24 protein-coding genes are annotated in these 26,732 nt (G+C 69.9%); 17 read left to right on the top strand and 7 right to left on the bottom strand.

What is annotated here, in order from left to right; genetic code table 11:
- The first annotated feature begins 31 nt into the window (after window positions 1-31).
- Window positions 32-3,427, top strand: a complete 3,396-nt coding sequence (locus ASD84_RS03960) for an ATP-binding protein (RefSeq protein ID WP_056706863.1) — start codon at window positions 32-34, stop codon at window positions 3,425-3,427.
- Here the strand turns inward: ASD84_RS03960 and ASD84_RS03955 are convergent.
- Window positions 3,393-4,928 (bottom strand): acyl-CoA carboxylase subunit beta, encoded by a 1,536-nt coding sequence (locus ASD84_RS03955; protein WP_056706861.1) that lies wholly within the window; start codon window positions 4,926-4,928, stop codon window positions 3,393-3,395. The two genes, ASD84_RS03960 and ASD84_RS03955, sit on opposite strands and share 35 nt — an antisense overlap.
- Before the next feature lie 2 nt (window positions 4,929-4,930).
- Window positions 4,931-5,770, bottom strand: a complete 840-nt coding sequence (locus tag ASD84_RS03950) for an SDR family oxidoreductase (RefSeq protein WP_056706859.1) — start codon at window positions 5,768-5,770, stop codon at window positions 4,931-4,933.
- Between the two features lie 115 nt (window positions 5,771-5,885).
- Here ASD84_RS03950 and ASD84_RS03945 point away from each other — a divergent pair, with 115 nt between their 5' ends.
- Genes ASD84_RS03945 through ASD84_RS03935 form a run of 3 tightly spaced genes read left to right on the top strand, consistent with a single transcriptional unit; the run spans window position 5,886 to window position 10,098 of the window.
- Window positions 5,886-7,421 (top strand): acyl-CoA synthetase, encoded by a 1,536-nt coding sequence (locus tag ASD84_RS03945; RefSeq protein ID WP_056706857.1) that lies wholly within the window; start codon window positions 5,886-5,888, stop codon window positions 7,419-7,421.
- Window positions 7,422-7,423: 2 nt separating this feature from the next.
- Complete coding sequence (locus ASD84_RS03940) at window positions 7,424-8,695, top strand: cytochrome P450 (RefSeq protein WP_056706855.1); 1,272 nt, start codon at window positions 7,424-7,426, stop codon at window positions 8,693-8,695.
- An 11-nt stretch (window positions 8,696-8,706) separates the two neighbouring features.
- On the top strand, window positions 8,707-10,098 hold the full coding sequence (locus ASD84_RS03935; RefSeq protein ID WP_056706853.1) for an aldehyde dehydrogenase family protein: 1,392 nt from the start codon (window positions 8,707-8,709) through the stop codon (window positions 10,096-10,098).
- A 110-nt stretch (window positions 10,099-10,208) separates the two neighbouring features.
- Here ASD84_RS03935 and ASD84_RS03930 read toward each other — a convergent pair whose 3' ends face one another.
- Window positions 10,209-10,778, bottom strand: a complete 570-nt coding sequence (locus ASD84_RS03930) for a TetR/AcrR family transcriptional regulator (RefSeq protein WP_056706851.1) — start codon at window positions 10,776-10,778, stop codon at window positions 10,209-10,211.
- Window positions 10,779-10,932: 154 nt separating this feature from the next.
- On the opposite strand from ASD84_RS03930, the gene ASD84_RS03925 reads away from it, so the two are divergent.
- Together ASD84_RS03925 and ASD84_RS03920 are read left to right on the top strand one after the other, a co-directional pair.
- Window positions 10,933-11,337 carry an SCP2 sterol-binding domain-containing protein gene (locus tag ASD84_RS03925; protein WP_056706847.1) on the top strand — a complete coding sequence of 135 codons (405 nt, stop codon included), beginning with the start codon at window positions 10,933-10,935 and terminating at the stop codon, window positions 11,335-11,337.
- A 1-nt stretch (window position 11,338) separates the two neighbouring features.
- Window positions 11,339-12,202, top strand: coding sequence for an SDR family oxidoreductase (locus ASD84_RS03920; protein ID WP_056706845.1), 864 nt, complete (start codon window positions 11,339-11,341; stop codon window positions 12,200-12,202).
- Window positions 12,203-12,205: 3 nt separating this feature from the next.
- On the opposite strand, the gene ASD84_RS03915 is transcribed toward ASD84_RS03920, so the two are convergent.
- From ASD84_RS03915 to ASD84_RS03900, 4 genes are read right to left on the bottom strand one after another with little or no spacing between them, the layout of a single operon-like run.
- A complete protein-coding gene (locus tag ASD84_RS03915) occupies window positions 12,206-13,198 on the bottom strand; it encodes an MBL fold metallo-hydrolase (protein WP_056706843.1) in 993 nt (330 codons plus the stop codon).
- Entirely contained in the window at window positions 13,195-13,878 is a 684-nt protein-coding gene (locus tag ASD84_RS03910; protein WP_056706841.1) for a nitroreductase, read from the bottom strand. Before ASD84_RS03910 ends, ASD84_RS03915 begins: the two co-directional genes overlap by 4 nt.
- A 41-nt stretch (window positions 13,879-13,919) precedes the next feature.
- Window positions 13,920-15,074, bottom strand: a complete 1,155-nt coding sequence (locus ASD84_RS03905; RefSeq protein WP_056706839.1) for an acyl-CoA dehydrogenase family protein — start codon at window positions 15,072-15,074, stop codon at window positions 13,920-13,922.
- Window positions 15,075-15,088: 14 nt separating this feature from the next.
- On the bottom strand, window positions 15,089-16,240 hold the full coding sequence (locus ASD84_RS03900; protein ID WP_056706837.1) for an acetyl-CoA C-acetyltransferase: 1,152 nt from the start codon (window positions 16,238-16,240) through the stop codon (window positions 15,089-15,091).
- A gap of 106 nt (window positions 16,241-16,346) precedes the next feature.
- Here ASD84_RS03900 and ASD84_RS03895 point away from each other — a divergent pair, with 106 nt between their 5' ends.
- Genes ASD84_RS03895 through ASD84_RS03845 form a run of 11 tightly spaced genes read left to right on the top strand, consistent with a single transcriptional unit; the run spans window position 16,347 to window position 26,728 of the window.
- On the top strand, window positions 16,347-16,799 hold the full coding sequence (locus ASD84_RS03895; protein ID WP_056706835.1) for a MaoC family dehydratase: 453 nt from the start codon (window positions 16,347-16,349) through the stop codon (window positions 16,797-16,799).
- Window positions 16,796-17,533 (top strand): 3-oxoacyl-ACP reductase FabG, encoded by a 738-nt coding sequence (fabG, locus tag ASD84_RS03890; RefSeq protein WP_056706832.1) that lies wholly within the window; start codon window positions 16,796-16,798, stop codon window positions 17,531-17,533. Before ASD84_RS03895 ends, fabG begins: the two co-directional genes overlap by 4 nt.
- 17 nt (window positions 17,534-17,550) lie before the next feature.
- Entirely contained in the window at window positions 17,551-18,309 is a 759-nt protein-coding gene (locus ASD84_RS03885; protein WP_200954418.1) for an enoyl-CoA hydratase/isomerase family protein, read from the top strand.
- 2 nt (window positions 18,310-18,311) lie between these two features.
- On the top strand, window positions 18,312-19,115 hold the full coding sequence (locus ASD84_RS03880) for an enoyl-CoA hydratase/isomerase family protein (protein ID WP_056706830.1): 804 nt from the start codon (window positions 18,312-18,314) through the stop codon (window positions 19,113-19,115).
- On the top strand, window positions 19,112-19,924 hold the full coding sequence (locus tag ASD84_RS03875; protein ID WP_056706829.1) for an enoyl-CoA hydratase/isomerase family protein: 813 nt from the start codon (window positions 19,112-19,114) through the stop codon (window positions 19,922-19,924). The genes ASD84_RS03880 and ASD84_RS03875 overlap by 4 nt, the downstream gene beginning before the upstream one ends.
- Window positions 19,921-21,561, top strand: a complete 1,641-nt coding sequence (locus ASD84_RS03870; RefSeq protein WP_056706826.1) for a class I adenylate-forming enzyme family protein — start codon at window positions 19,921-19,923, stop codon at window positions 21,559-21,561. Before ASD84_RS03875 ends, ASD84_RS03870 begins: the two co-directional genes overlap by 4 nt.
- A 30-nt stretch (window positions 21,562-21,591) precedes the next feature.
- Window positions 21,592-23,364, top strand: a complete 1,773-nt coding sequence (locus ASD84_RS03865; protein WP_056706823.1) for a class I adenylate-forming enzyme family protein — start codon at window positions 21,592-21,594, stop codon at window positions 23,362-23,364.
- Window positions 23,361-24,671, top strand: a complete 1,311-nt coding sequence (locus ASD84_RS03860; RefSeq protein WP_056706820.1) for an aromatic ring-hydroxylating oxygenase subunit alpha — start codon at window positions 23,361-23,363, stop codon at window positions 24,669-24,671. The genes ASD84_RS03865 and ASD84_RS03860 overlap by 4 nt, the downstream gene beginning before the upstream one ends.
- Window positions 24,671-25,240, top strand: a complete 570-nt coding sequence (locus ASD84_RS03855; RefSeq protein ID WP_200954416.1) for an aromatic-ring-hydroxylating dioxygenase subunit beta — start codon at window positions 24,671-24,673, stop codon at window positions 25,238-25,240. The genes ASD84_RS03860 and ASD84_RS03855 overlap by 1 nt, the downstream gene beginning before the upstream one ends.
- Window positions 25,241-25,250: 10 nt before the next feature.
- Window positions 25,251-25,472 carry a hypothetical protein gene (locus tag ASD84_RS03850; protein ID WP_056706819.1) on the top strand — a complete coding sequence of 74 codons (222 nt, stop codon included), beginning with the start codon at window positions 25,251-25,253 and terminating at the stop codon, window positions 25,470-25,472.
- Window positions 25,469-26,728, top strand: a complete 1,260-nt coding sequence (locus tag ASD84_RS03845; protein WP_200954415.1) for an acetyl-CoA hydrolase/transferase family protein — start codon at window positions 25,469-25,471, stop codon at window positions 26,726-26,728. The genes ASD84_RS03850 and ASD84_RS03845 overlap by 4 nt, the downstream gene beginning before the upstream one ends.
- Window positions 26,729-26,732 lie beyond the last annotated feature (4 nt).

The raw sequence follows: 26,732 nt of genomic DNA, 5'->3' as shown, positions 1-26,732 counted from the left end.
TCCACGAGCGGGAAGCGCTCCGGCTGCCCCCGTGCACGTTGCGAAGTCGCAGGGTGCGTCCCGGAAGATCGTCAGCGTCCTCTTCGGTGACCTCGTCGGGTTCACCACGTTGTCGGAGAGCCGGGATGCCGAAGAGGTCCGGGAGCTGCTCACGGCGTACTTCGACGAGTGCCGGGCAGTGATCAGTCGGTACGGCGGCGAGCTGGAGAAGTTCATCGGCGACGCCGTGATGGCGGTCTGGGGCCTGCCGGTCACGCGTGAGGACGACGCCGAACGGGCGGTGCGCGCCGGCCTCGAGATCGTCGAGCGGGTCGCCGCCCTGGGCGACCGGATCGGGATGCCGGGTCTGTCGATGCGGGTCGGCATCACCACCGCCGAGGTGGCCGTCACCGTCGGCGCGACCGGTCAGGGCATGGTTGCGGGCGATCCGGTCAACACGGCGGCACGGATCCAGGCCGCCGCTGCACCGGGCGAGGTCTGGGTCGACGAGACCACGCGCAACTTCTCGTCCTCGTCGGTCGCCTACGTGGACGCCGGTTCGCACGCGATGAAGGGCAAGGCCGAGCCTGTGTCCCTGTGGCGGGTGCGCGCGGTGATCGCCGGGGTCGGCGGTGACCGGCGCGACGACGGGCTGGAGGCTCCGCTGGTCGGCCGCGACGGCGAGCTGCGCCTGGTGAAGGAGTTCTTCCACCGGGTCCAGGAGACCCTGCGCCCGGGCATGCTCATCGTCGACGGCGAGCCCGGCATCGGCAAGACGCGGTTGGGCTGGGAGTTCGAGAAGTACGTCGACGGCTTCGAGGCCAACGTGCTCTGGCACCGCGGTCGCTGCCTCTCCTACGGGGAGGGCGTCGCGTACTACGCACTCGCCGAGGCCGTGCGCGGGCGGCTGTCGGTCCTCGCAGGTGCTGTCGGTGCGGATGACGCGGCAGGGGACAGCAGGCAGCTGCTGCAGCGCGGGCTGGCCGCAGGCGTGCCCGACCCGGCCGAGCGGGAGTGGCTGGAGCCGCGCCTCGCGGTGCTGCTCGGGCTCGATGCGGGCGCCGTCTTTCCCCGCGAGGACCTGTTCGTCGCCTGGACGGCGTTCTTCAAGTACGTCGGACTGTGGCAGGCCGACCGGCCGCAGCCGATCGCTCTGGTCATCGACGACGCGCAGTACGCCGACGACGGCCTGCTGGCGTTCCTCGAGCACCTGCTGGCTGCGGCCGACTTCCCGGTCTTCGTGCTGGCGCTCGCTCGACCCGAGCTGCTGGCCCAGCACCCGGCCCTGATCGGCAACCGCCGGATCACGGTCGTCCACCTGGAGCCGTTGACGGCGCCCGAGATGACCGCGTTGCTGGACGGCCTGGTCACCGGCGTCCCGGAGTCGATCCGCGCCGAGCTCGTCGCTCGCGCCGAGGGCATCCCCCTCTACGCGATCGAGACCGTCCGTTCGCTCATCGACCAGGACCTTCTGGTGTCGCGCGCGGGGCGCCTGGAGCTGGTGGACCCGGACGGCGTCGACCTGACCGCCCTGACGGCGCCGGCCAGCCTGCAGGCCCTGATCGCGGCGCGGCTGGACACGCTTCCGGAAGCCGAACGCCGGGTCGTCGACCGGGCCAGCGTCCTCGGACTGGTCTTCACCGGTGACGGCATCGCCGCGCTCTGCACGGACGTCGCCGACCTGGGCCAGGCGATCGCCGGGCTGGTCCGGCGCGAGGTCATCCGCCGTGAGACCGACCGGCTGAGCGCCGACAACGGCCACTACCGGTTCGTCCAGGGCGCGGTACGACAGGTGGCGTACGCGACCCTGTCGCGACGCGAGCGGAAGTCGACCCACCTGACCGTGGCCAGGTCCCTGGAGGCCGAGCTGGCCCTGCGCGACGACGCCTACGAGCTCGCCCCGATCATCGCCCAGCACTACCTGGACGCCATCGACGCGGTGCCGGCCGACGCCGACGTACCAGACCTGACACAGGCCGCCTCCGACCAGCTGGAGCGAGCGGCCGACCGGGCTGCCGCACTCGGTGCGCCGCGGGAGGCGGCGGGCCACCTGGCCAAGGCGCTCGCCCGGTCCGGGCCCCAGCGTCGACTGACGATCCAGAGCAAGCTGTCCCGCCAGCTGCGCCTGGCCGGCGACCACGACGGGGCGATCGAGCACGCCACCGAGGCGCTCAAGGGCTTCGACGCGATCGGGGACGTGGTGGCGGCCGCGGGTCCGGCCGAGGACCTGGCGCGCGCCATCGCCTACGGGGACAGTGCGGACTACAGCCGGGCTGCGACGGTCATCGACGAGCTGCTGGACCGGATCCCCGACGAACCGGGGACCCTGCGGGCCCGGATCTCCCTGCTCAAGGCGAGGTTCGCCCTCGCCCTCGCCTCCGGCGACAGCGAGGCGTGCTCCCGCCTCTCCTGGCAGAGCGTCGCCTTCGCCGAGCTCATCGGCGACCCACCGGTGATCGCCGACTGCCTGAACAGCGTTGCGATCGCCACGTCGAGCACGATGCCGTACGTCGCGTCGGTCCTCTTCCAGCAGGCGGCTGCCGTCGCGAACGAGCACCGTGCCCTCCGGCCCCGCTGCATCGCCCTGCTCAACCGCGCCGACCTGCTCGGCTTCCAGGACGTCGCCGCTGCGATCCGCTGCGGTCGGGAGGCGGTGACCGCGTCGACCGAGCTCGGTGAGCCGGACGTGCTGACCTACGTCCAGATCAACCTCGCCCTTGCTCTCCAGCTCGCGGGGGAGTGGGACGAGGCGCTCGAGCTGACCTCGCTGGAGGACGTGGTCCGGCTCACGGGCCTGTGGTCCGACGTCCGCGGGCGGTCGATGAGGCTCGCCCGGCGTGAGGACCTCACCTCGGTCGTGGAGCTGTTCGGCGAGGACCCGGAAGCCGTGGACGACGCGTCGTGGCAGTCCGCGTACGCCCTGGGCCGGGCGCTCGACGCGGCTGTGTCCGGGGATCCCGAGAGCACGTCACACGCGCTCGACGCGGCCCGGCTCGGTGACGGGGCCACGGCGAGCATCCTGGACTCCTGGCCGGTGTGGCTGTTCGCTTCCGAGATCGCTCTCGAGGAGCGCGAGCCGGCCGCGCTCGCCGAGCTGCTGTCGTACGTCGACCGCCGCAAGGTCCCGTACCCGGTGGGGATCACTGCTCAGCGCGCTCGCCTGGAGGCGGCCATCGGTGCGCACGGGTCGATGCCGGTCGACGAGATCGAGCGGAAGTACAACGACGCGCTCAGCGGGATGCGGACCTGGGGCTCCACCCTGTTCGAGGCGCACACCTGCGTCGACCACGGCACCTGGCTCGAGGGGCAGGGCCGCGGCGCCGAGGCGACCGACCTGCTCGCCCACGCCCGCGGGATCTACGAGCGGATGGGAGCCCGGCGCTGGCTGGATGCCCTTGATCGTCGGGACACCGTTACAGCGGCGCGACCCCGTGGCGACGTGGAGTGAAGGTGTCCATCAGCCGGTGACGCGGGAGCACCGGGAGCAGGTCGGCGAGCCAGGCCCTCGTCTCGCTCGGCCGGATCACGGCGTCGTACCCGAAGCCCTCGGCGCCGCGGACCGCACCGAGCTGACCGCGGTGGTGATCGATCAGCTCCGTCCGACGTACGGCCGAATCGGTCGCCGCGGCCAGCTCCCGCTGGAAGACGAGCTCGACAGCGGTCTCCACGGCCATGACCGCGGTCTCGGCGTGCGGCCAGGCGACCACCAGCTCGGGATGGAAGGTGCGGCCGCCCGACATCATCACGTAGCCCCCGCCGTACCCCTTGCGGACGACGACCGTGAAGGTCGGGACCGTGGCCGACCCGAGCTCCAGTGACAGCCGAGCGCTGGACCGGGCCAGGCCGGACTGCTCGGCCTCGGCTCCGACGGCCATGCCGGGCAGGTCCATCAGGACCAGGACAGGCAGGCCGAAGGCGTCGCACAACGACACCAGGCGGGCAGCCTTGTCGGCGGCCGCGGCATCGAGCATGCCTGCCTTCGACAGCGGTTGGTTGGCGATGATGCCGATCGGCCGCCCTTCGATGCGACCGAGGACGGTGAGCAGGTTGGGTGCGAACGACGACTTCAGCTCGACGACGCTGTCGTCGTCGACGATCCCGGCGATCACCTCGGCCATGTCGTAGCCGACCCGAAGGTTCGCGGGTACGGCGTCGTCCAGCCCGCGCGCGGCGTCGGCGCGGGGGAGTGCCGGGACCTCCCGGGGGAGCTCGGCCTCGGCGTTTGAGGGGAGCAGGTCGAGGTACCAGCGCAGTGCGTCGAGCGCCTCCTCCTCGGTGTCGACGGCCGCGTCGATCGTGCCGTACGACGCCTGCGCGTCGGGGCCGTTGAGCGCCTCCGCGTCCGTCGACTCTCCGGTGGCAGCACGCACCAGTGCAGGAGGTGCCATGCCCAGCGAGGCGATGCCGCGCACCGCGACGACGTAGTCGCAGAGCGAGGCAGCGATGGTGGGTTGGCCGTAGCCCGGCCCGAGGATGGCGGCCACCATCGGCACCCAGCCGCTGAGCCGGGTCTGTGCCTGCTGGATGTCGAAGCCGCCGGCGAAGTCGCGGGCGTCGAGCCCCTCGTGGATCCGGTGGCCGCCGCCGTCGAACAGCATCACGACCGGATGCCCGCGAGTGGCCGCGATCTCCAGCGCGCGCCGCTGCTTCTCGTTGCCGATCAGGCCGTTGCTGCCTCCGGCCACCGTGTGGTCGGTGGCGATGACCACGACGGGCCGGTCGTCGATCCGGGCGGTGCCGATGATGATCGCGTCGGCCAGGATGGGCTGCCCGTCGGGACCGGGCTCCTCGGGCCGGGCCAGACCGCCGATCTCGCGGAAGGTCCCGCTGTCGACGAGCAGGTCGATCCGCTCACGGGCGGTGCGCTTGCCCCGCCCGTGCTGGCGCCGTACGGCGTCCGGCCGGGCGGCGTCGTACAGCGCCGCCGTGGCGATCTCGTGCGGCAACACGGTCAGCTCTTGCTGATCCGCTCGTTGTAGGCCGCACGCCCGCCCTGGTCGATGTCCAGGAAGGTGTTGTAGGCACCGAGACGCCGGTTGAGGAAGTCGCGGACCCGACGCCCGGTCAGGGCCTGCGTGAAGGTGATCTGGCGCAGCGACTTCGGCAGGTAGACGTCGAGGTGCTTCTTCTCGATCGCGTTGGCGATGCCCTTCGCGACGTCCTCGGGCTCGACGTTCTTGAGGAACTTGGTGCCCTTGGTGCCGGCGACCAGGTCGGTGTTGGTGAACGACGGCATCACGCAGGTGAAGTCGATGCCCTGGCTGCCGAACTCGAGGCGCGCGCCCTCGGTGAGGGCGATGATGCCGGCCTTGTGCGAGCAGTAGTAGAGACCACCGGGCACGGCAGCCTTGCCGGCGACCGAGGCGACGTTGACGATGTGGCCGGAGCCGTTCGCGATCATGTCGGGCAGGGCGGCGCGCATGCCCAGGGTGGGGCCGAGCAGGTTGATCTCGGCGGCCCGGCGCACGGTCGACTCGGGGATGTCGAGGAAGTGCCCGATCGGCATCACGCCTGCGTTGTTGATGAGCACGTCGAGACCGCCCATCGCCTGCTTCGCGTCGGCGAGGAAGCTCGCGAAGGACTCGCTGTCGGTGACGTCGATGTGGTGCGCGGTGACGTCGGAGCCGATGGAGGAGGCGGCGTCCTTGGCGGCGTCGGTGTCGATGTCGCCGATGGCGACAAGGGCCCCGCGGCGGTGCAGTTCCTCCGCGGTCGCGCGCCCGATGCCGCGGCCGGCTCCGGTGATCGCAATCCGCTTCCCGCTGAGTGTGCGGACGGTCGTCGAGCTCATGTCGCCTCCATAGTTTTTAATAGAGAATCAGAAAAGCACTGGCTTGGCAAGCACTCTGGACGATCAGCATAACTCAGGTTATGGTACTTGGACCCAACGATCTGGAAGGTGCTCGATGTACCCAGGAGTCCACGCCGCGACCAACCCCGACCACCCGGCGGTCGTGATGACCGGCTCGGGCCGGACCCTCACCTACGGCCAGCTCGACGAGCGCTCGGCCGCCCTGGCCAGCGCGCTGCACGGCCTCGGTCTGCGCAAGGGCGACGTGGTCGCGATGCTCACCGACAACGCTGCCGAGTGCTTTGAGATCTACTGGGCCTGCATGCGGTCCGGGCTCTACATCACCCCGGTCAACCGCAACCTGTCCGCCGACGAGATCGCCTACATCGTCCAGGACAGCGGTGCTGCGGCGCTGATCGTGGCCGCTGCGGTCCCGGTGGCCGCACGGGTGCGCGAGCTGACCCCCGGCGTCGCCCACGCCTTCGCGTTCGGTGGCGACGTCGCCGGCTACGCGTCGTACGACGACCTGGTCGCCGGCGCCGGCGACCGGCTCACCGACCAGCCCCGCGGCTCGGACATGATGTATTCGTCGGGCACCACCGGTCGCCCGAAGGGCGTCAAGCAGGCGATGCTCCCGATCCAGGTCGACCAGCCCGGTGACCCGATCGCCGGCCTCCTCGGCGGGCCGTTCAAGGTCGGTCCGGGCGACGTCTACCTGCAGCCCGCCCCCGTCTACCACGCAGCCCCGCTCAAGTGGAGCGGCGCCGTGCACGCTCTCGGCGGCACCGTGGTGATGATGGAGAAGTTCGACGCCGAGGGTGCCCTCGCCGCGATCGAGGAGTACGGCGTCACGGTCGCCCAGTTCGTTCCGACGATGTTCGTCCGCATGCTCCAGCTCCCTGAGGAGACCCGCGCGAAGTACGCCCACGGCACCCTGCGGCTCGCGGTGCACGCCGCGGCTCCGTGTCCGCCGGACGTGAAGCAGGCGATGATCGACTGGTGGGGGCCGGTGGTCTTCGAGTACTACGGCTCCACCGAGCAGAACGGCATCACCTTCATCTCCTCGCCCGAGTGGCTCACCAAGCGCGGCTCGGTCGGCAAGGCGATGATCGGTGTCACTCACATCTGTGACGACGAGGGCGTCGAGCTCGCCGCGGGCGAGGTCGGCACGGTCTACTTCGAGCGCGACATCCGGCCCTTCGAGTACCACAACGACCCGGAGAAGACGGCCGAGGCGACCCACCCCGAGCACGGCACCTGGACCGCCGTCGGCGACCTGGGCTACCTCGACGAGGACGGCTACCTGTTCCTCACGGACCGCAAGGCGTTCACGATCATCTCCGGCGGGGTCAACATCTACCCGGCCGAGGTCGAGGCCGTGCTGACCCTGCACCCGGACATCTTCGACGTCGCCGTCATCGGCGTGCCCGACGACGAGATGGGCCAGGCCGTCAAGGCCGTCGTGCAGCTCAAGGACCCGTCCGCGGCGTCCGACGAGCTCGCCCAGTCGATCATCGACTACACCCGCGAACGGATCGCGCGCTTCAAGGCGCCGCGCACCGTCGACTTCATCGCCGAGATCCCTCGGCTCCCCACTGGCAAGCTCGTGAAGCGCGAGCTCGAGAAGCTCTACGTCCCCACCGGAGTCTGACCATGACGATCACTGACAGCAGCAGCAACGACACCGCTCGCGCCTTCCACCCCGACAGCATCTCGGAGCTGTCCTTCTGGGCGCAGACCGCCGAGGAGCGGGAGGTCACCTTCCAGAAGCTGCGCGCCGAGGCGCCGATCAGCTGGCACCGGCCCATCGAGGGCGCCCTCATCCCCTCGGAGAACGAAGGTGTCTGGGTGGTGACCAGCCACGCGCTGATCCAGGAGGTCAGCAAGAACACGCAGCTGTTCTGCTCGGGCCAGGGCTTCCAGATGGAAGAGGTTCCCGAGGACGTCAACGAGGCGGCCGGCAGCTTCCTCGGCATGGACGCCCCGCGGCACCCCGTGCTGCGCCGTCTCGTCAGCTCGGCCTTCACGCCGAAGCGGGTCAAGACCATCGAGGACCAGATCAAGCGGCAGGCGTACGACATCGTCACCAACCTGCTCGAGAACCCCGAGGGTGACTTCGTCGAAGTGGTCTCCAAGCGGCTGCCGATGTGGACCATCTTCGAGATGATCGGTCTCACCGACCTCGACCAGCGCCTCGAGGCCGCGCACCACGCCGACGGCATGGTCTCGTGGGCCGACGAGGAGGTCGCGGCCGGGCGTGAGCCGGGCGAGGTGCTCAACGAGTCGCTCGTCGGCCTGCTGATGATGGGCATGCAGCTCGCCGAGGAGCGTCGCAACAACCCGCAGGACGACCTGATGACGGGCCTCGTGAACGCGGAGATCGAGGGCCAGAAGCTCACCGACGACGAGATCGGCGCCTTCTTCGTGCTGCTCTCGGTCGCCGGGAACGACACGACCCGCAACTCGATCAGCCTCACCATGCGCGCCCTCCAGCAGTTCCCGGAGCAGAAGGCGTTGCTCCTCGAGGACTACCAGGGCCGTATCGGTACGGCGATCGAGGAGTTCGTGCGGTGGGCCTCGCCGGTGATGACCTTCCGTCGTACGGCGACGCAGGACACCGTGCTCGGTGGCGAGCAGATCAAGGCGGGGGACTGGATCGCGATGATCTACTCCTCGGGCAACCGCGACGAGAACGTCTTCGAGAACGCCGACGTCTTCGACATCCTGCGCGACCCAAACCCGCACGTCGGGTTCGGCGGCGGCGGGCCGCACTTCTGCATGGGCAACTTCGTCGCCAAGATGCAGCTGCGCGAGATCTTCGACAACCTCCTGCACCGCGCGCCGAACCTCCAGCTCGGGGAGCCGGAGTACCTCGTCGGCAACTTCGTCCGGGCCGTCAAGCGCATGCCGTACACCCTGAGCTGAGAAGGATCGCCATGACCGCCACACCTGCAGTGCAGGGCAGCACCGCCGAGCTCGAGGCCCTCATCGCCCGGCTCCGCGCGACGTACGCCACGGGACGCACCCGCACCTACGAGTGGCGCAAGGCGCAGCTCGAAGGGCTGCTGCGCTTCTGTGCCGAGCGCGAGACCGACATCGCTGAGGCACTGGCCGCCGATCTGGGCCGCAGCCCGTTCGAGGCCTGGTTCGGCGACATCGCTCCGCCGAAGGGCGAGGCCGAGCTGGCGATCAAGCAGCTCAAGCGGTGGATGCGTCCGCAGCGCCGTCGGGTGCCGCTGACGCAGATGCCCGCCAGCGCCCGGATCCAGTACGAACCGCTCGGCGTCGCGCTGGTGATCGGCCCGTGGAACTACCCGGTCAACCTGTCGCTCGGCCCGATGGTCGCTGCGCTGGCGGCCGGCAACTGTGTCGTGCTCAAGCCCTCCGAGGTGGCTCCGGCGACCTCGCGGCTGATGGCCGAGGCGCTGCCGGACTACCTCGACAAGGATGCCCTCGCGGTCGTCGAGGGGGACGGGGTCGTCACGCAGTCGCTCCTCGCGCTGGGCTTCGACCACGCCTTCTTCACCGGCGGCACCGAGATCGGACGCAAGATCATGGCGGGCGCGGCGCAGACCCTCACGCCGGTCATCCTCGAGCTCGGTGGCAAGAGTCCGGCGATCGTGACCGCCGACGCCGACCTCGACGTCGTCGCGCGCCGGATCGCCTGGGTGAAGCTGATGAACTCCGGACAGACCTGCATCGCGCCCGACTACGTGCTCGTGCATGAGTCGGTCAAGGACGAGCTGGTCGCGAAGCTCCGCGAGACGATGGCGGAGTTCACGGCTGGGGAAGGTCCGAAGCGGATCGTCAACCAGCGCCAGTTCGATCGCCTGGCCGGCTACCTGGCCTCGACGCGCGGCACGGTGGTCGCCGGCGGCGGCACGGACGCGAAGGCGCTCACCATCGAGCCGACCATCCTGGTGGACCCGGATCCGGACGAGCCGTCGATGACCGAGGAGATCTTCGGCCCGATCCTGCCGGTGCGCAGCTTCGAGACCGTCGACGAGGTGATCGGGTTCGTCAACGGCCGATCCAAACCGCTGGGGCTCTACGTCTTCAGCCGCAACCGTGCGGTGGCCGACCGGATCATCGAGCAGGTCCCGGCGGGCGGAGCGGTCATCAACCACTGCGCCATCCACTACCTCATCCCCAGCCTGCCGTTCGGTGGCGTGGGGGCGAGCGGGATGGGCGCCTACCACGGCGAGTGGGGCTTCCAGGCCCTCAGCCACCGCAAGTCGGTGGCGGCCAAGGGCTTCCGCCCGGACCCGTCGCTGGTCTACCCGCCGTACGGCCCGAAGGCGCGGGCGCTGATGCGCAAGCTGTTCTGAGCTCAATGGCGCGAGCGTGTCGCCAACGGCGTCCGCCACCCGGGCCTTCGGCCCAGGGGCGGGCGCCGTGCCGCTTCGCGGCAGGCGCCACGCTGCCGCGCTGCCGCGCGTCAGGCGTCGGACTGCGCGGCGGCCTGTGCTCGCTCGAGCACCTGGCCGAGTGCCCACGGCAGGTGTTCGGTCGGGTGAAGGTAGGAGAGCATCTCGTAGCCGACGGCGGTGCTGAGACCCCAGATGGCAAAGGCCTCCGCCCGCTCGGGGCCGACGATCGCGGCGAGTGCTTCGCGGGCGGCCTGGTAGCGCCCCTCGTCGACCTTGCGCTGGATGGCAGCCACCCGGTCGTCCACTCCCGCCCAGACCCGGATCGCCGCCTCCGCGCGGTGGTTGAACTCCGTGACGTTGCCGATCAGGATCTCCAGGCGCGCGACCGGGTCCGGATTGGTGTGAGCGACCTCGGCCAGCTGCTCGGTGCGTTCGTGCAGCCAGGCGTCGAGCAGGGCGTCGGTGAAGTCCTGCCAGTTGTCGAACGAGTGGTAGAACGACCCGGTCGTCACGCCGAGCTTCTTGCACAGCGGGGCCAGCTTCAGGGCGCCGTAGCCGTCGGTCGCGAGGATCTCGTTGGCGCCCTCGAACCACGACGTACGCAACGCCTCGTTGCGGCGGACCGGTCGTTCACTCATCGGCTTCTCCTCGACATCTCGATGGTCATCGTAGGCATCGCGCCTTGTCCGGTTCGAAGTGGCCGGGACCTCTTCTACCATAACCTAACTTATGTTACGGTTGTGGTGTCAGTGAGACCACGTCGGGTGGCTCGCCAAGGGGAAGGGCCCAGCAATGGCTTTCAAGGATGCGGACGAGGTTCGCCACTACATCGGCAGCGTGTTCCAGGCCGGGTTCGACGACCCCGAGATCGGGCCGAAGATGAAGGCCAGCGGGATCGTCGTGAAGTTCGCCTTCACCGATCCTGACGCCGACCTGGTGGTCGACATGGTCAAGCAGGAGATCGGCAGCGGCGAAGGCATGGCCGCTCCTCTCGCCACCATGCGGATGACCGCGGAGCTCGGCAGTGCCTACTGGCAGGGCAAGGTCAACCTGCCCCTCTCGATGGCGCGCGGCAAGATCAAGGTCGACGGCAACGTCGCGAGCCTGCTCAAGATCGCGCCCCTCGGCAAGAAGCTCTTCCCGAAGTACGTCGCCACGCTCCAGGCGGCCGGTCGCGACGACCTGGTCGTCGCCTGACATGGCTGGGGTTGAGGGCCGGGTCGTCATCGTCACCGGTGCGGGCGGCGGACTGGGACGCGACTATGCGCTCTTCCTCGCGAGCGTCGGGGCCAAGGTCGTCGTCAACGACCTCGGTGGCGCCCGCGACGGCAGCGGTGCCGGTACGACGATGGCTGACGCCGTGGTCGAGGAGATCCGGGCGGCCGGCGGCGACGCCGTGGCCAACTACGACAGCGTCGCGACCGCCGAGGGCGCAGCCGCCATCGTCGCCACCGCGATCGACACGTACGGCGCCGTGCACGGCCTCGTGAACAACGCAGGCATCCTGCGCGACACGTCCTTCTCGAAGATGGACGTCGACGCGTGGAAGCTGGTCCAGGCGGTGCACCTCGACGGTGGCTTCCACATGAGCAAGGCCGTCTGGCCGTACTTCCGCGAGCAGGGCTTCGGCCGGATCGTGATGGCGACGTCCACCAGCGGGCTCTTCGGCAACTTCGGGCAGGCCAACTACGGCGCTGCGAAGGCCGGTCTCGTCGGGTTGCTCAACACGCTCGCCATCGAGGGCGCCCGCGACGGCATCCACGCCAACGCGATCGCACCGATGGCCGCCACCCGGATGACCGAGGACATCGCGCCCCAGGAGATGCTCGACAAGCTGCCGCCGTCGTACGTCTCGCCCGTCGTGGCCTACCTCCTCACCGAGGAGTCCACCGACACCGGCGCCGTGTTCGTCGCCGGCGGTGGGCAGGTCTACCGCGTCGCGCAGTTCCAGAACAAGGGCGCCGTCTTCACCGAGCCGCCGTCGCTGCGCGAGGTGTCCGAGCGCTGGAGCGACATCGCCGACCTCGACGACGTGACGGTGGGCAAGAACCCCGTCGGCTGATCCTCAGGTCGCCGTGTGGTGATCGATGCCGGAGACGCGCTCGCGTCGTACGGCGCCGGCCTTCTCCAGCACGACGAGGTGCGCCGCGACCTCGAGCACCGCCGTCATCTGGTGGATGAGCTCGAGGTCGTCGAGCCGACGTTCGCGTCGCGTCCACGTCATCGCGGCGGCGATCTTGTGCGCGGTGCTGCGCCCGGCGTCGACCAGGTCGCGGATCACGTCGAGTCGCTCGTCGTGGTGGACGATCAGCTCCTTGGCCCGCTGGGCAGCACTGTCGCCGATCGCGCCGTGGGCCGGGAGCAGGCGTGCGTCGGAGAGGTCGGCGACCAGCCTCAGTGAGCCGAGGTACGACGTCAGGGAGTCCTCGGACGGTTCGCGCTCGTAGGCGATGGAGGGCGTGATCCGGGGGAGCACGTGGTCGCCGCTGAGCAGCAGGTCCTCGCCGACGATCTCGAAGCAGACGTGACCGCGGGTGTGGCCGGGCGTGGCGTGCGCCCGCACGAGCAGGCCACCGAGGTCGATCTCGGCGCCGTCGTCGATCCAACCCGCGGGCAGGTCGAAGTCCATGTCCTGCTCGTGCACCTCTGCGGGCATCGCCTGGACGGCGGCCGCCATCGCCGAGGCCCCGGCCTGCTCGAGCAGGCCGACCTGGCGTGGGAAAGCGCCGTCGAGGGTGTGCCACGCGTGGATGCTCGGAGCGTCGCCGCGGCCCAGGTGGACGGGGATGCCGTGCCTGCCCTGCCACGTGATCGCCTGCGTGTAGTGGTCCCAGTGGTGGTGGGTCGTCAGCACGCGGCCGATGTCAGCGGGTGCGAGGCCGAGCTCGTCCAGCCCGTCGAGCAACGTGCGCTCTGTCTCGGGGGAGGACCAGCCCGGGTCGACCAGCACCGCTTCGGTGTCGCCGCGCAGGACGTAGCAGTTGACGCTCGTGAGGCCCTCGAGCGGCAGGGGCAGCTCGATCGCCGCGACGTGGTCGGTGATCCGGGTGAGGGTCATGGCAGCCCGGAGACGGCGACCCCGACGTCCTCGCGGGAGGTCCGGAACGTGTTGGCGGGGTGGTCCGGGTCGGCGTACCCGAGGGAGACCGCGCACACGATGGAGCGGTCCTCGGGGATGCCGAGTTCGGCGCGCACCACGTCGGCGTACATCGCGATCGCGGCCTGCGCGATCGCGTTGATGCCGAGCGATTCGGCTGCCGTGAGCAGCGTGGCGACGTAGCCACCGCAGTCCATGACGCCGTAGGTCCCGAGCGCCTTCGGGCTGGTGATGATCGCGACGTGCGGTGCGCCGAAGAACCGGAAGTTCTCCAGCATCTGGGTCAGCCGACCCATCTGGTCGTCGCGGGCGATGCCGACGGCGTTGTAGAGCTCGAAGCCACACGCCCGGCGCCGGTCCTGGTAGACGCCCTCGTAGCGCTCGGGCCCGGGGATGTCAGGCTGCTCGGCCGCGACCGGCACGTGGGCGAGCAGTCGCTCGGAGAGCCCGGTGACCGCCGCCCCGCCGACCAGCTCGACCTGCCAGGCCTGGGAATTGCACCAGGACGCGGTGCGCTGGGCCATCGTGAAGAGACGTCGAAGGACGTGGTCCTCAATGGTCTGCGGCAGGAATCCGCGGCAGCTGAACCGGGACGCCAGGGCGTCTTCGAGGGCGTCGGCGGTCGTGGCGGTGGTGGTCATCAGGCCTCCAGGGCGTCGTGCGTGGTCAGCGGCAGGCGAAGTCAGCGGCCAGCGATGTCGCGGCCGATGATCTCCTTCATGATCTCAGTGGTGCCGCCGTAGATCGTCTGGATCCGGGTGTCGACGTAGGCCTTGCCGACGGCGTACTCACGCATGAAGCCGTAGCCGCCGTGCAGCTGGAGGCACCGGTCCACGGTCCGCTTCATCAGCTCGCTGATGTACCACTTGCCCTTGGCGGCCTCGACCGGCGTCAGCGTGCCCTGGTTGAACGCGACGACGGAGGCGTCCATGTACGCCTGGGCGACGTCGAGCTCGGTCTCCATCTCGGCCAGCTCGAACCGGGTGTTCTGGAAGTCGATCAGTCGCTTCCCGAACGCCGTGCGGTCCTGGAGGTAAGAGATGGTCTGGTCCAGGGTGGCGCGGGCAGTGGTGATCGACTGCGCGCAGACCCCGAGGCGCTCGCGCGGCAGGTGGCTCATCAGGTACTTGAGCCCCTGGCCCTCCTCGCCGAGCAGGTTCGCCACCGGCACCCGGGCATCGGTGAAGAACAGCTCGGCCGTGTCCTGGGCGGGCAGGCCGATCTTGTCGAGCTTGCGGCCGCGTTCGAAGCCGGGCGTGGAGTCGGCCTCGACCATCAGCAGGCTGAAGCCGTTGGAGCCGCCCTCGGGACTGGACCGCACGGCGAGGACGATCAGGTCGGCCATGATGCCGCTGGAGATGAACGTCTTCTGGCCGTTGACGACCCAGTGGTCGCCGTCGCGCCGAGCCGAGGTGCGGATGCCCTGCAGGTCGCTGCCGGTGCCGGGCTCGGTCATGGCCAGGGCGCCGATCAGGTCACCGGCGGCGAAGCCGGGGAGCCAGCGCTTCTTCTGCTCCTCGTCGGCGCGACCCAGCAGGTAGGCGAGGAAGAGGTCGTCCTGGAGGCCGAGCGTGACGCCGAACGAGATGGCGTTGGCCCGCGCGACCTCTTCGCTGACCACCAGGCGGTAGCGGTAGTCGTCGACCCCGCTGCCGCCGTACTCCTCGGGGATCTGCAGCCCGTAGAGACCGGCCTCGGCGGCCGCCTTGAACACCTCGCGGGGGATCCACTTGTCGTCGTCCCACTGGTCCTTGTGCGGGATCACCTCGCGGGCGAGGAACTCGCGAACGGTGGCGCGGTAGGACTCGTGGTCCTCGTCGAAGAGCGTGCGTTCCATCGTCGTACCCGCTCTCAGAGACGCTCGATGATGGTGACGTTGGCCTGGCCGCCGCCCTCACACATGGTCTGCAGGCCGTAGCGGCCGCCGGTGCGCTCGAGCTCGTGCAGCATCGAGACCATCAGCCGGGCACCGGTCGCACCGATGGGGTGGCCCAGGGCGATCGCGCCGCCGTTGGGGTTCACCTTCGCCGGGTCGGCGTTGAGCTCCTTGTTCCAGGCCAGTACGACGGGCGCGAACGCTTCGTTGATCTCGACGACGTCGATGTCGTCGATCGTCAGGCCGGCCTTCTTCAGGGCGTACTGCGTCGCCGAGATCGGCGCGGACAGCATCATCACCGGGTCGTCGCCGCGGACCGACGCGTGGTGGATCCGGGCGCGCGGGGTGAGCCCGTGCTGCTTGACGGCCGCCTCCGAGGCGATGAGCAGGGCAGCCGATGCGTCGGAGATCTGCGAGGCGACGCCCGCAGTGAGGACGCCGGTCGGGACCAGGGTCTGGAGCGTCGCCATCTTCTCGCGCGTCGTGTCGCGCCGCGGGCCCTCGTCGGTGGTCACGCCGGCGAACGCGGTGATCTCCTTCTCGAACCAGCCCGCGTCGATCGCGGCCAGCGCACGCTGGTGGCTCTGGAAGGCCCACTCCTCGCAGTCCTCGCGGGTGAGCTTCCAGTGGGCGGCCATCATCTCGGCGCCACGGAACTGGGAGATCTCCTCGCCGGGGTAGCGCGCCTGCCAGCCCTGGTTGTCGGTCCACGGGTCGGTGGAGCCGTAGGGCTCGCCGGCAGCGAAGGCGCAGAGGATCGGGAACTGGCTCATCTTCTGCACACCGCCGGCGATGACCAGGTCCTGCATGCCGCTCTTCACGCCCATGGCGGCGAAGCTCACGGCCTGCTGCGCGGAGCCGCACTGGCGGTCGATCGTGACGCCGGGCACGGATTCGGGGAATCCGGCGCCGAGCGCAGCGGTCCGGGCGATGTCGCCGGCCTGGGCGCCGATGTTGTCGAGGCAGCCGAGGACGACGTCCTCGATGGCTGCGGGGTCGACTCCGGCACGGGCGACGAGCTCCTTGAGGGAGTGCGCGGCGAGGTCGGCGGGGTGGACGTCGGCGAATCCGCCCTTGCGGCGCCCAACGGGCGTGCGCACGGCTTCGACGATGTAGGCCTCGGACATGGAACCTCCTGCGTTGACGTTCTCGACTGTTGCTCTTTTCAAAACGAGACTATAATTTAGTTTTGATTCAAAATCCATTGATGGACCAGCGAGACAGGACACACAGGTGAAGGTGTACGACGGCGTGGCGGGCTTCGCGAACGCAGAGGGCGACGTGCTGGGCACGTCCGACTGGCTGGAGATCGACCAGGCGCGGATCGACACGTTCGCGGACGCCACCGGCGACCACCAGTGGATCCACGTCGACGCCGAGCGGGCCGCGGAGGGACCGTTCGGGGCGACCATCGCGCACGGGTTCCTCACGCTCTCGCTCCTCCCGCCGCTGCTCAACCAGCTCTACCGCGTCGACAACGTCCGGATGGCCGTGAACTACGGGCTCGACAAGGTCCGCTTCATGGCACCGGTCCCGGTCGGCAGCAAGATCCGGCTGACCGCCCGGGTGCTGTCGGTGACGGTCCTGGAGGGGGCCGTGCAGTCGACGTTCGAGAGCACCTTCGAGATCGAGGGCTCCGAGAAGCCGGCGGCCGTCGTCCACTCGATCGTGCGGTACATCGCATGAGTGCGCTGCTGGAAGGCCGTACGGCGATCGTCACGGGAGCCGCCCAGGGGATCGGGCTCGCCATCGCGACCACCCTCGTCGGCCACGGCGCGCGGGTCACGATCGCCGACCTCGACGGCGCGAAGGCTCTGGCGGCAGCCGAGGCGGTCGGCCCCGCTGCCCGCGGCGTCGCCTGTGACGTCACGTCCGAGGAGAGCGTCGCGGCGCTCGTCGCCGGCGCCGTGGCCGAGTACGGCGGCCTCGACGTGATCGTCAACAACGCCGGCATCACCCGGGACGCGTCGCTGAAGAAGATGACGCTCGAGAACTTCCAGGCCGTCATCACCGTCCACCTGCAGGGCACCTGGCTCGGCATCCGCGCCGCCAGCGAGGTGATGCGCGAGGCGAAGAGCGGCAGCATCATCAACATCTCGTCGATGTCCGGCAAGAGCGGCAACCCGGGCCAGACCAACTACAGCGCGGCCAAGGCCGGCATCGTCGGCATGACCAAAGCGGCTGCCAAGGAGCTGGCCCACCACGGCGTCCGGGTCAACGCGATCCAGCCCGGCCTGATCCGCACGCCGATGACCGAGGCGATGACGCCGGAGGCCTATGCCGCCACCGAGGCGACCATCCCGATGCGGCGCGCGGGCGAGCCCGAGGAGATCGCGAACGTCGTGGCCTTCCTCGCCTCCGACCTGTCCAGCTACATGACCGGCGCCGTCCTCGAGGTCTCGGGCGGGAGGGGGATGTGACCGCCGGGATGCCTCCGGTGAGGCTGGAGATCGCTGACGGGATCGCGCGGATCACCCTCGACCGTCCCGACGCGATGAATGCCGTGACCACGGCCCTCGCGGTCTCGCTCGAGCAGGCGATCCGGGTGGCCGGTGGGGACGGCTCGGTCAGCGTCGTGGTGATCCGCGGGGCCGGCGGCAACTTCTGCGCCGGCGGTGACTTCGCCGAGGTCCAGCGGCTCCGCGCCGAGGGGCCGGCCGCGCTGCGCAGTCTCTTCGAGTCCTTCCGCGGTGCGTGCGAGGCCGTGGGTGCGATCGCCCAGCCGGTGATCGCCGTCGTGGAGGGCATCGCGATGGCCGGCGGGTTCGAGCTGATGCAGGCCAGCGACGTCGTCCTCGTGCGCGACGACGCCCGGATCAGCGACAACCACGTCAACTTCGGCATGGTGCCCGGCGGCGGCGGGTCGCAACGACTCCCGCGCATCGTCGGCCCTCAGCGGGCTCTCGGCCTGTTGCTGTCCGGTGACCGGTTGACCGGCGTCGACGCCGTCGAGTGGGGCCTGGCCTACCGGTCCTTCCCCGCAGAGGCGTTCGACGCCGAGGTGGAGCGGTTCGTCAGTCGGCTCGCGACGCGCCGACCGGACGCCGTACGCACGATCAAGCGGCTGGTCCGTGAGGGCCTGTCCACCGACCTCGGGAGCGGGCTCGACCTCGAGCTCGACGCCGTGGTCGACCACATTGCCGGCGCCGCCGGTGGTGCCAGCGTGTCGGCGTTCGCCGACCGGAAGGACAAGTAGCCATGACTGCCCTCGTCACTGACGGACCGGTGTTGCTCGACATCACCGACGGCATCGCCCGGATCCGGCTGAACCGGCCCGAGGCCGCCAACGCCGTGGACGCGGACCTGCTCCGCGTCCTGCACGAGGTGGCGCTGCGCTGTCATGCCGAGCCGACCGTGCGGGTGGTGATCCTCAGCGGTGAGGGCCGCAACTTCTGCGCGGGTGGCGACGTCAAGACCTTCCTGAGCAAGGGGGAAGACCTGCCCGACTACCTCCGCGAGGCCACGGCCTGGTTGCAGCTGGCGACGGCGGCGCTGATCCAGCTCAAGGCGCCCGTCATCGCGCAGGTGCAGGGCTTCGCCGCCGGGGGAGCGGGCTTCGGTTTCGTCTGCGCCGCCGACCTCGTCGTCGCGGCCGAGGGCGCGAAGTTCTTCTCCGGTGCGGTCCGGGTGGGCATGGCCCCTGACGGAGGTACGACGGTCACGCTGGCCCGGATCGTCGGGCTCCGCCGGGCGATGGACATCCTGCTGACCAACCCCACGCTCACCGCAGCTGAGGCGCGCGATCTCGGCATCGTCTCCCGGGTCGTGCCGGACGCGGAGCTGTCTGCCGCCGTCGACCAGCTCGCCGCCGACCTGGCCGCGCAGCCCCCGCTCGGGCTGTCCGCGACCAAGCGCCTGGTGTGGGACGGGCTCGGCTCCACCGTCGCGGAGCGGCTTCCCGAGGAGGCCCGCGTCGTGTCCGAGCTGTCCGGCACGGCCGACAGCCGCGAGGCGCTCGCCGCCGTGGTCGAGCGTCGGACCGGCACCTACGAGGGACGATGAGCGTCGAGGACAAGATCGAGGACAGCCCGGTCCTGGTCGAGGACCGTGGTGCCGTCCGCATCGTCACTCTCAACCGGCCGCACCTGAAGAACGCCATCAACCTGCCGTTGCGCTACGCGCTGGCAGAGGCGATCGAGGCCGCTGACGCAGACGCCGCGGTCCGGGCGATCGTGCTCACCGGCGCCGAGGGCGCGTTCTGCTCCGGCGGAGACATCTCCACGATGCACCGCCAGCCGCGCCACGAGACGACGCCTCGGGCACAGGCCGCCCAACGGATCATCCGGGCCCTGTGGCACACGCCCAAGCCGGTGGTTGCCGCGGTCGAGGGACCGGCGTTCGGTGCAGGGACCGCCCTGGCGCTGGCCTGTGACCGCGTGGTGTCGGCGAGCGATGCCACCTTCGCCACCACCTTCACCGGAGTCGGGCTGGCCGGTGACATGGGGATCTTCGCCTCCCTGCCCGCCCGGGTCGGGGCACCGCGCGCCCGGCAGATGCTGATGATGGGCTCGCGGATCAAGGGCGCCGAGGCCGGGGTGATCGGCCTCGTCGACCGCGTCGTGGATCCGGGCGAGGCTCTGGACGCTGCCCTCGAGGACGCTGCCGTGCTCGCCGCCGGTCCGCCCCTGGCGCTCGGGGTGATCAAGCAGATGCTATCGGGCGAGCCGCGCCACCCGCTTGCCGTGCTCGACCTCGAGGTCCGCAACCAGACCATGCTCTGGGACAGCGACGACTTCGCCGAGGGTGTGTCCGCGTTCGCCGAGAAGCGGCGCCCGGTCTTCGGTGCGACCCCGCCGCGGGAGAGCCGATGAGCCTCACCACGTCGTACCTTCCGGCCGACACCAGCGTCGAGCTGAGTGATCTGACGGTTCCCGGCCTGCTCGCGGAGCGCGCGGCGTCGTACCCCGATCGGCTGGCGCTGGTGGGGGTCTCGACAGGCTCGACCACCGGGGCGGGTGCCGAGGTCCGCCTCACCTACGCTGAGCTGTACGACGAAGCGCAACGGGTCGCGACGGCGCTGCGGCGCGTGGCGAGGCCCGGTGACCACGTCGCGCTCTGGGCGCCCAACGTGGCGGAGTGGGTGCTGATCCAGCACGGCGCGGCGCTGGCCGGTGTCGTCCTGGTGGCGCTCAACCCGGTGCTGCGCACGCCCGAACTGGCCTACGCGGTGGACCATTCCGGCTGCACCGTGCTCCTGCACGCCGACCGCAGCCGTGACTACGACATGGCGGCCGTCGCGCGCGAGGTCGCCTCCGATCGCCCGCACCTGCGGCTGATCAGCCTCACCGACCGCGACCAGTGGCGCGCTGACGCCATCGACCCGACGGTCGTTGCCGAGGCGCCGACGGATTCCGAGCTGCCCGTGATGCTGCAGTACACCTCGGGCACGACCGGTAACCCCAAGGGCGTCCTGCTGCGCCACCGTTCCCTGGTCAACGTCGCGAAGCTGACCATGGAGTACGTCGACCTGCCGGCCGGCGCGGTGACGATCAACCCGTTGCCGATGTTCCACACCGCGGCCTGCGTCATCGGCACTCTGGGGCCGTTGTGGCTCGGAGGCACCGAGGTGTTGGTGGAGCAGTTCGCGCCCGCACCGGTGCTGGAGACCATGCGTCGCGAGAACGTCGACGTGCTCTTCTTCGTGCCGGCGGCGCTGGGCGCCCTGGTCGAGGCGCAGCGTGCCTCGGACCAGCCGGCACCCCGGCTGAAGGTCGCCCTCGGTGGAGCCGCGAACGTGCCCGCTGTGTTGATCGAGGCGACCGAACAGATCTTCGGCGCGGCCGTGACCAACGTCTTCGGCCAGACCGAGCTGTCCCCGGTGCTCACGGCCACCCGCCCCGGTGACGCACGCCAGGACAAGCTGACGACCGTCGGCCACCCGCTCCCTCAGGTCGACGTGAAGATCGTGGACCCGGTGACCGGGGCGGTGCAGCCGCTCGGAGTGCCCGGCGAGATCTGCGCGCGCGGTTACCAGCAGCTGATCGAGTACCTGCACGACCCGGCCGCCACCTCGGCCGCGGTCGACGCCGACGGCTTCGTGCACATGGGTGACCTGGGCGCCATGGACGAGCGCGGCTACATCACCCTCACCGGGCGGCTCAAGGAGCTGATCATCCGGGGCGGCGAGAACATCGCCCCCGCCGGGATCGAGTCGTGCCTGGCCGAGCACCCGGACGTGCTCGACGCGACCGTGTTCGGGCTGCCCGACGAACGGATGGGCGAGATCGTCGCTGCCGCCGTGCACCTCCGTGACACGGCGACGGGGGAGGACCCAGCCGCACTGCTGGAGTCCCTCGTCGCGCACTGCCGCGCGCGCCTGTCGCCGTACAAGCTGCCCACGCGGTGGTTCCTGGCCGGTGAGCTGCCGGCGACGCCGACCGGGAAGGTCCAGAAATTCAAGCTGGCCGACCTGATCGGGACCCAGGCGTTGCGCGAGATCACCGCATAATCTAATCTAGATTAAAGAACGGAGGATCACGTGACCCACTCGAACGCCGGAACCATCGCCGAACGTCGCGCAGCCCTGCACGAACGCTTCGCCACGTGGACGCCCCGCACCCTCGACGCCTGGCTCGACATCTGTGCAGACGAGTTCCCCGAGCGCGATTTCGTGGTGACCGACGAACGCGTCCTGAGCTACGCCGACGTCGCTGCCGAGTCGCGACGCCTGGCCGACGGCCTTGCCTCGCTCGGCGTCCGTCGGGGCGACCGGGTCGGCCTGCTGATGGCCAACTACGCCGAGTTCGTGACGTGGAAGTTCGCGATCGCGCGTGCCGGTGCGGTCGCGATCCCGTTCAACTTCCTCTACCGCACCGACGAGCTGCGCTACGTGCTGACGCAGTCGGACTGCAAGGTGCTCGTCACCAATGCAGGATTCCAGAGTCTTGACCACGCCGGGATGCTCGACGTGATCGTGCCCGGTTGGGACGCCCCCGGCTTCTCCGACCGGCCTGCTGTCGGAGGCAACGCGCCGGACGGGCTGCGTCACGTCGTCCTGGTCGAGCGGCCCGACACCGCGCCGCGACCCGGTGCGCTGACCGGTGCGGCTGTCGCCGCGCTGGGACTCGAGCACGCGGGAGCCTCGGCCGCCGCCGGGCACACGCCCGATGACGTCTCCGACCTGCTCTACACCTCGGGCAGCACTGGCTCACCCAAGGGCGTCCAGGTCACCCACGACGCCGTCCTGCGCACCGGTTACGCGTCCGCGCTGACCCGCGCCTACGAGGACGGGCGGCGCATCCTCTTCTCGCTGCCCTGCTACCACATGTTCGGGTACGTCGAAGGGCTGCTGTCGACGACGTACGTCGGGGGAGCGGTCATCATGCTGCCGTCCTTCAGCGCGGAGGCGTACCTCACCGCGATCGAGAAGCACCACGCCACGGACATGCTCTGTGTGCCGACGATGGCAGTCGCGCTCGTCGAGTCGCCGCTGCGCGTCGATGCCGACATCTCCAGCCTGACGGCGATCCTGTGCGGCTCCGCCCCTGCGCCGGTGTGGCTGTGGGAGCAGGTCGAACGCGACTTCGGCGTCAGCGAGATCGTCACCGGCTACGGGATGACCGAGTGCGGCGGCGCGATGACGTTGACCCTGCCCGAGGATGACCTGGCGCTGACGTCGACCACGGTCGGCCGCCCGAAGCTGGCCGGATCGGCAGGCGTCGAAGGTCACGGGACGCTCTGCGTCTACCGCACCGTCGACCCGACCACGGGCGAGGTACTGCCCGAAGGTGCGGTCGGCGAGCTGACCTCGGCAGGCCCGACCACGATGCTCGGCTACTTCGCCAAGCCCGAGGAGACCGCCGCGGCGCTGCACCCGGCCGCTGACGGAACGACCTGGCTGCACTCCGGTGACCTCGGCCAGGTCCGTGAGGACGGCTACCTCGTCCTCACCGGCCGCAGCAAGGAGGTCTACAAGTCCGGCGGCGAGCTGGTCATGCCCAAGGAGGTCGAGGAGGTCCTGGGCGCCCACCCCGGCATCAGCCAGGTGTACGCCGTCGGCGTCGTCGACGACCGCTGGGGCGAGATCGGCTGTGCCGTCGTCGTCCGGGCACCCGGCGCCGAGGGCGATGCGCTGACGGCGGAGGACGTCATCGCCCACGCCCGCGAGCACCTCGCCCGCTTCAAGGTCCCCAAACGTGTCGAGTTCCTCGACATCACCGAACTGCCCACCACTGCGACCGGCAAGGTCCAGAAGTTCCGGCTCGTCGAACTGGTCTCCCAGTCCGTCCCGCCCCAAGGAGAGAAGTCATGACCGCTGTGGTCCCGTCCCCTTCTGATGTCGAGGTCGAGGTCCGGGAAGGCGGCAGCCGGTACGACCGGCTGATCCAGCCGGCCCGGGTGCACGGCACGCTCTACACCGACCCGTCGATCTTCGCCGAGGAGCTGCGCAAGATCTGGCACAAGACCTGGGTCTTCGTCGGTCACGAGAGCGAGGTGCCGCAGCCCAACGACTACGTGCGCAAGCAGCTGGCCGACCAGGACGTCGTGATGACTCGCGACAAGGAGGGCGAGGTGCACCTGCTCATCAACCGGTGCGCCCACCGCGGTCTGCAGGTCTGCGACGACAAGGCAGGCAACTCCAGCTCGTTCCGCTGCCCGTACCACGGCTGGACCTACCGGAACACCGGCGAGCTGCTCGGTTACCCCTACAACAAGGGGTACGGCGGCAAGAACAAGCTCGAGCTCGGCATGGGCAAGGTGGCCCGCGTGGCGTCGTACCAGGGCTTCGTCTTCGGCAGCCTCGCCGCCGAGGGCCAGAGCCTCGAGGACCACCTCGGTGCCGCGAAGGGGGAGATCGACCGACTCGTGGGCCTCTCGCCCGAGGGCAAGGTGTCGCTCGACGCCGGCTGGTTGCGCCACAAGACCCGCTCCAACTGGAAGTTCCTCGCCGAGAACGAGACCGACGGCTACCACCCGCAGTTCGTGCACGGCTCGATCTTCGGCGTCACGGGCAGCCCGATCGGTGCGCTCTACAGCGACAACTCGACGGCCGTGACCCGCAACCTCGGCGACGGCCACAGTGAGAACGACCTGCGACCGGAGTTCCGTGGCTTCGCCGAGCCGATGCGCTGGTTCGGTACGACGCCCGAGCGGGTGTCGAACTACGTGGAGGCGATGAACGAGGCGTACGGCGAGGACGCCGAGCGCCGGATGATCGAGGGCGCGCCCCACGTGATGATCTTCCCGAACCTTTTCATCGCCGAGATCCAGGTCTTCAACATCCAGCCCGTCGCCGTTGGCGAGTGCGTGCAGTACGCGACGGCTGTGCAGTTCGACGGCGGCCGCGAGCTCAACCAGCGGATGGTGTCGCAGTCGATCGGCTCGGTCGGTCCGGCCGGCATGCTGCTCGCCGACGACACCGAGATGTACGAGCGCAACCAGCGAGGCGTCGAGATGGCCGACCCGGAGTGGCTCGACGTCCGTCGCGGTCTGCTGCGCGAGAGCGTCGACGAGAACGGCTTCACCATCGGCTCCGCCACCGACGAGACCGGCATGCGCGGGTTCTGGAACCACTACAAGTCGCTGATGACGGCACCCGATGAAGGGCACGAGGACTGATGAGCGTCATGACGGAGAAGACCGGCGACGCGGTGCTGCCGCCGCGGCCCGACAACGGCACGGAGCTGCTCGACGTCCCGGACGGGTGGGAGGCCCGGGAAGTCGAACAATTCCTCTACCGCGAGGCGCGGCTCGCCGACGAGAACGACTACGACGGCTGGGAGGCGCTGTGGACCGACGACGCGATCTACTGGGTCCCGGTGGACGGCGAGGGTGACCACCCGCGCGCGACCGTGTCGATCATCTTCGACAACCGCAACCGGATCTCCACGCGGATGAAGCAGGTCAAGACGGGCAAGCGCTATGCGCAGGCACCGCCGTCCAACCTGCGCCGGATCATCGGCAACGTCGAGCTCCTCGGCGGGCGCGCGAACGCCGAGGGCGGGGTCGACATCGAGATCGGCGCCAACGTGCTGGCCTTCGAGTCGCGCCCGCGCGGCAACACCCTGTGGGGCGGTCGTACGACGTACCGCCTGCGTCGGGTCGACGGGCAGATCCGGCTCGCCTACAAGAAGGTCGTCCTCGTCGACAACGAACAAGCCGTGCCCACGCTCGGCTTCCTGATCTGAGGCATCTGCCATGACCGAGATCCACCCTGCCGGCCAGGTCATCGAGAGCGAGTTCGCCTCCGTGGCGGTCAAGCTCGACGAGACCGGGAACTCCGTACGGTTGCGGGTCGAGGACCTGCGCACGGGCCGGGTCCGGTTCCTCGACGCCCTCGAGCTGGAGTCGCTGGTGTGGCTGGCGGACGGGCACCTGACCCAGCTGCTCGATCCGTCGCACGAGCGGTGGCGTGGGTGACGATCGACCTGGCGCAGCACGTCCGGCCCGGTGACACCATCACCTGGGGCCAGACGTGCGCCGAGCCGACCACGCTCGTCGAGCTCCTCGTGCAGCAGGCCGACAAGATCGGTGGGCTGCGCTGCTTCGTCGGCATCCCGGCTCAGTCGGCGTTGACGGTGGACACCGTCCCGGACTCGTTGACCGTGCACTCGTACTGCGGCGCCGGGAGCAACGCGCGGCTGCACGCCGCCGAGCGGCTGGAGATCTGGCCGGTGCACTACTCGACATTGCCGTCGTTGCTGTCGGGGGGCGACTTCCACTGCGACGTCGTGCTCGTCCAGGTCTCGCCTCCCGACGAGCAGGGGCGACACAGCCTCGGCCTGGGTGACGACTACTTCTCCGCAGCGATCGACACCGCGCGGGTGGTGATCGCCGAGATCAACGACCAGGTGCCGTTCACCTTCGGTGCCCGGACACTCACCCCCGACCAGTGGACCGCAGCGATCCACACGTCCCGGGCACCGGGCGAGCTGCCCACACCGGCGGTCGGCGACGACACGCGGGCCGTTGCCCGCCGGGTGGCTGGGCTCGTGCCGGACGGTGCCACCCTCCAGTTCGGGATCGGGGCCCTTCCGGAGGCAGTCCTCGCGGAGCTGTTCGGACACCGCGACCTCGGCATCCATTCGGGCATCATCAACGACACCGCGATGCGCCTGGTCGAAGCCGGCGTTGCCAACGGATCGCGCAAGTCGTCCGACGCGGGCGTCGCGGTCGCCGGACTCTTCGGCGGCACCCGGGAGCTGTTCCGCTGGGCGCATCGCAATCCGGCAGTCGAGCTCCGGCCGACCGCCTACACCCATGACCCGGCTGTGCTGGCCGCCTCGCACCAGCTCGTCGCGATCAACTCGGCCATCGAGGTCGACCTCACCGGGCAGGTCAACTCCGAGCTCGCCGGCGGACGGTACGTCGGCGCGGTGGGTGGCGCGGTGGACTTCCTCCGTGGCGCCGACCGATCTGCTGGAGGAGTCCCTGTCGTGGCGTTGCCGTCCGTTGTTCGCGGCCGAGCTGGGGATGTCAGCCGGATCGTCAGCCGTTTGTCCGGACCGGTCTCCACGCCGCGGTCCGAGGGCCTCGTCATCGTGACCGACCACGGCGTCGCCGACCTGCGCGGCGCCACCCTGAGTCAGCGGGTCGAGCGGATGATCGCCGTCGCCGACCCGTCCCACCGAGCAGAGCTCGATGCCCGCGCCGACGGCGTGTTGGCATCGGCCTAGGAGC

It is taken from the genome of Nocardioides sp. Root682, assembly GCF_001427795.1.
GTDB lineage: Bacteria > Actinomycetota > Actinomycetes > Propionibacteriales > Nocardioidaceae > Nocardioides.
The sequence above is the reverse complement of the archived record's forward strand: the minus strand, read 5'-3'. Positions and strand labels throughout refer to the sequence as shown.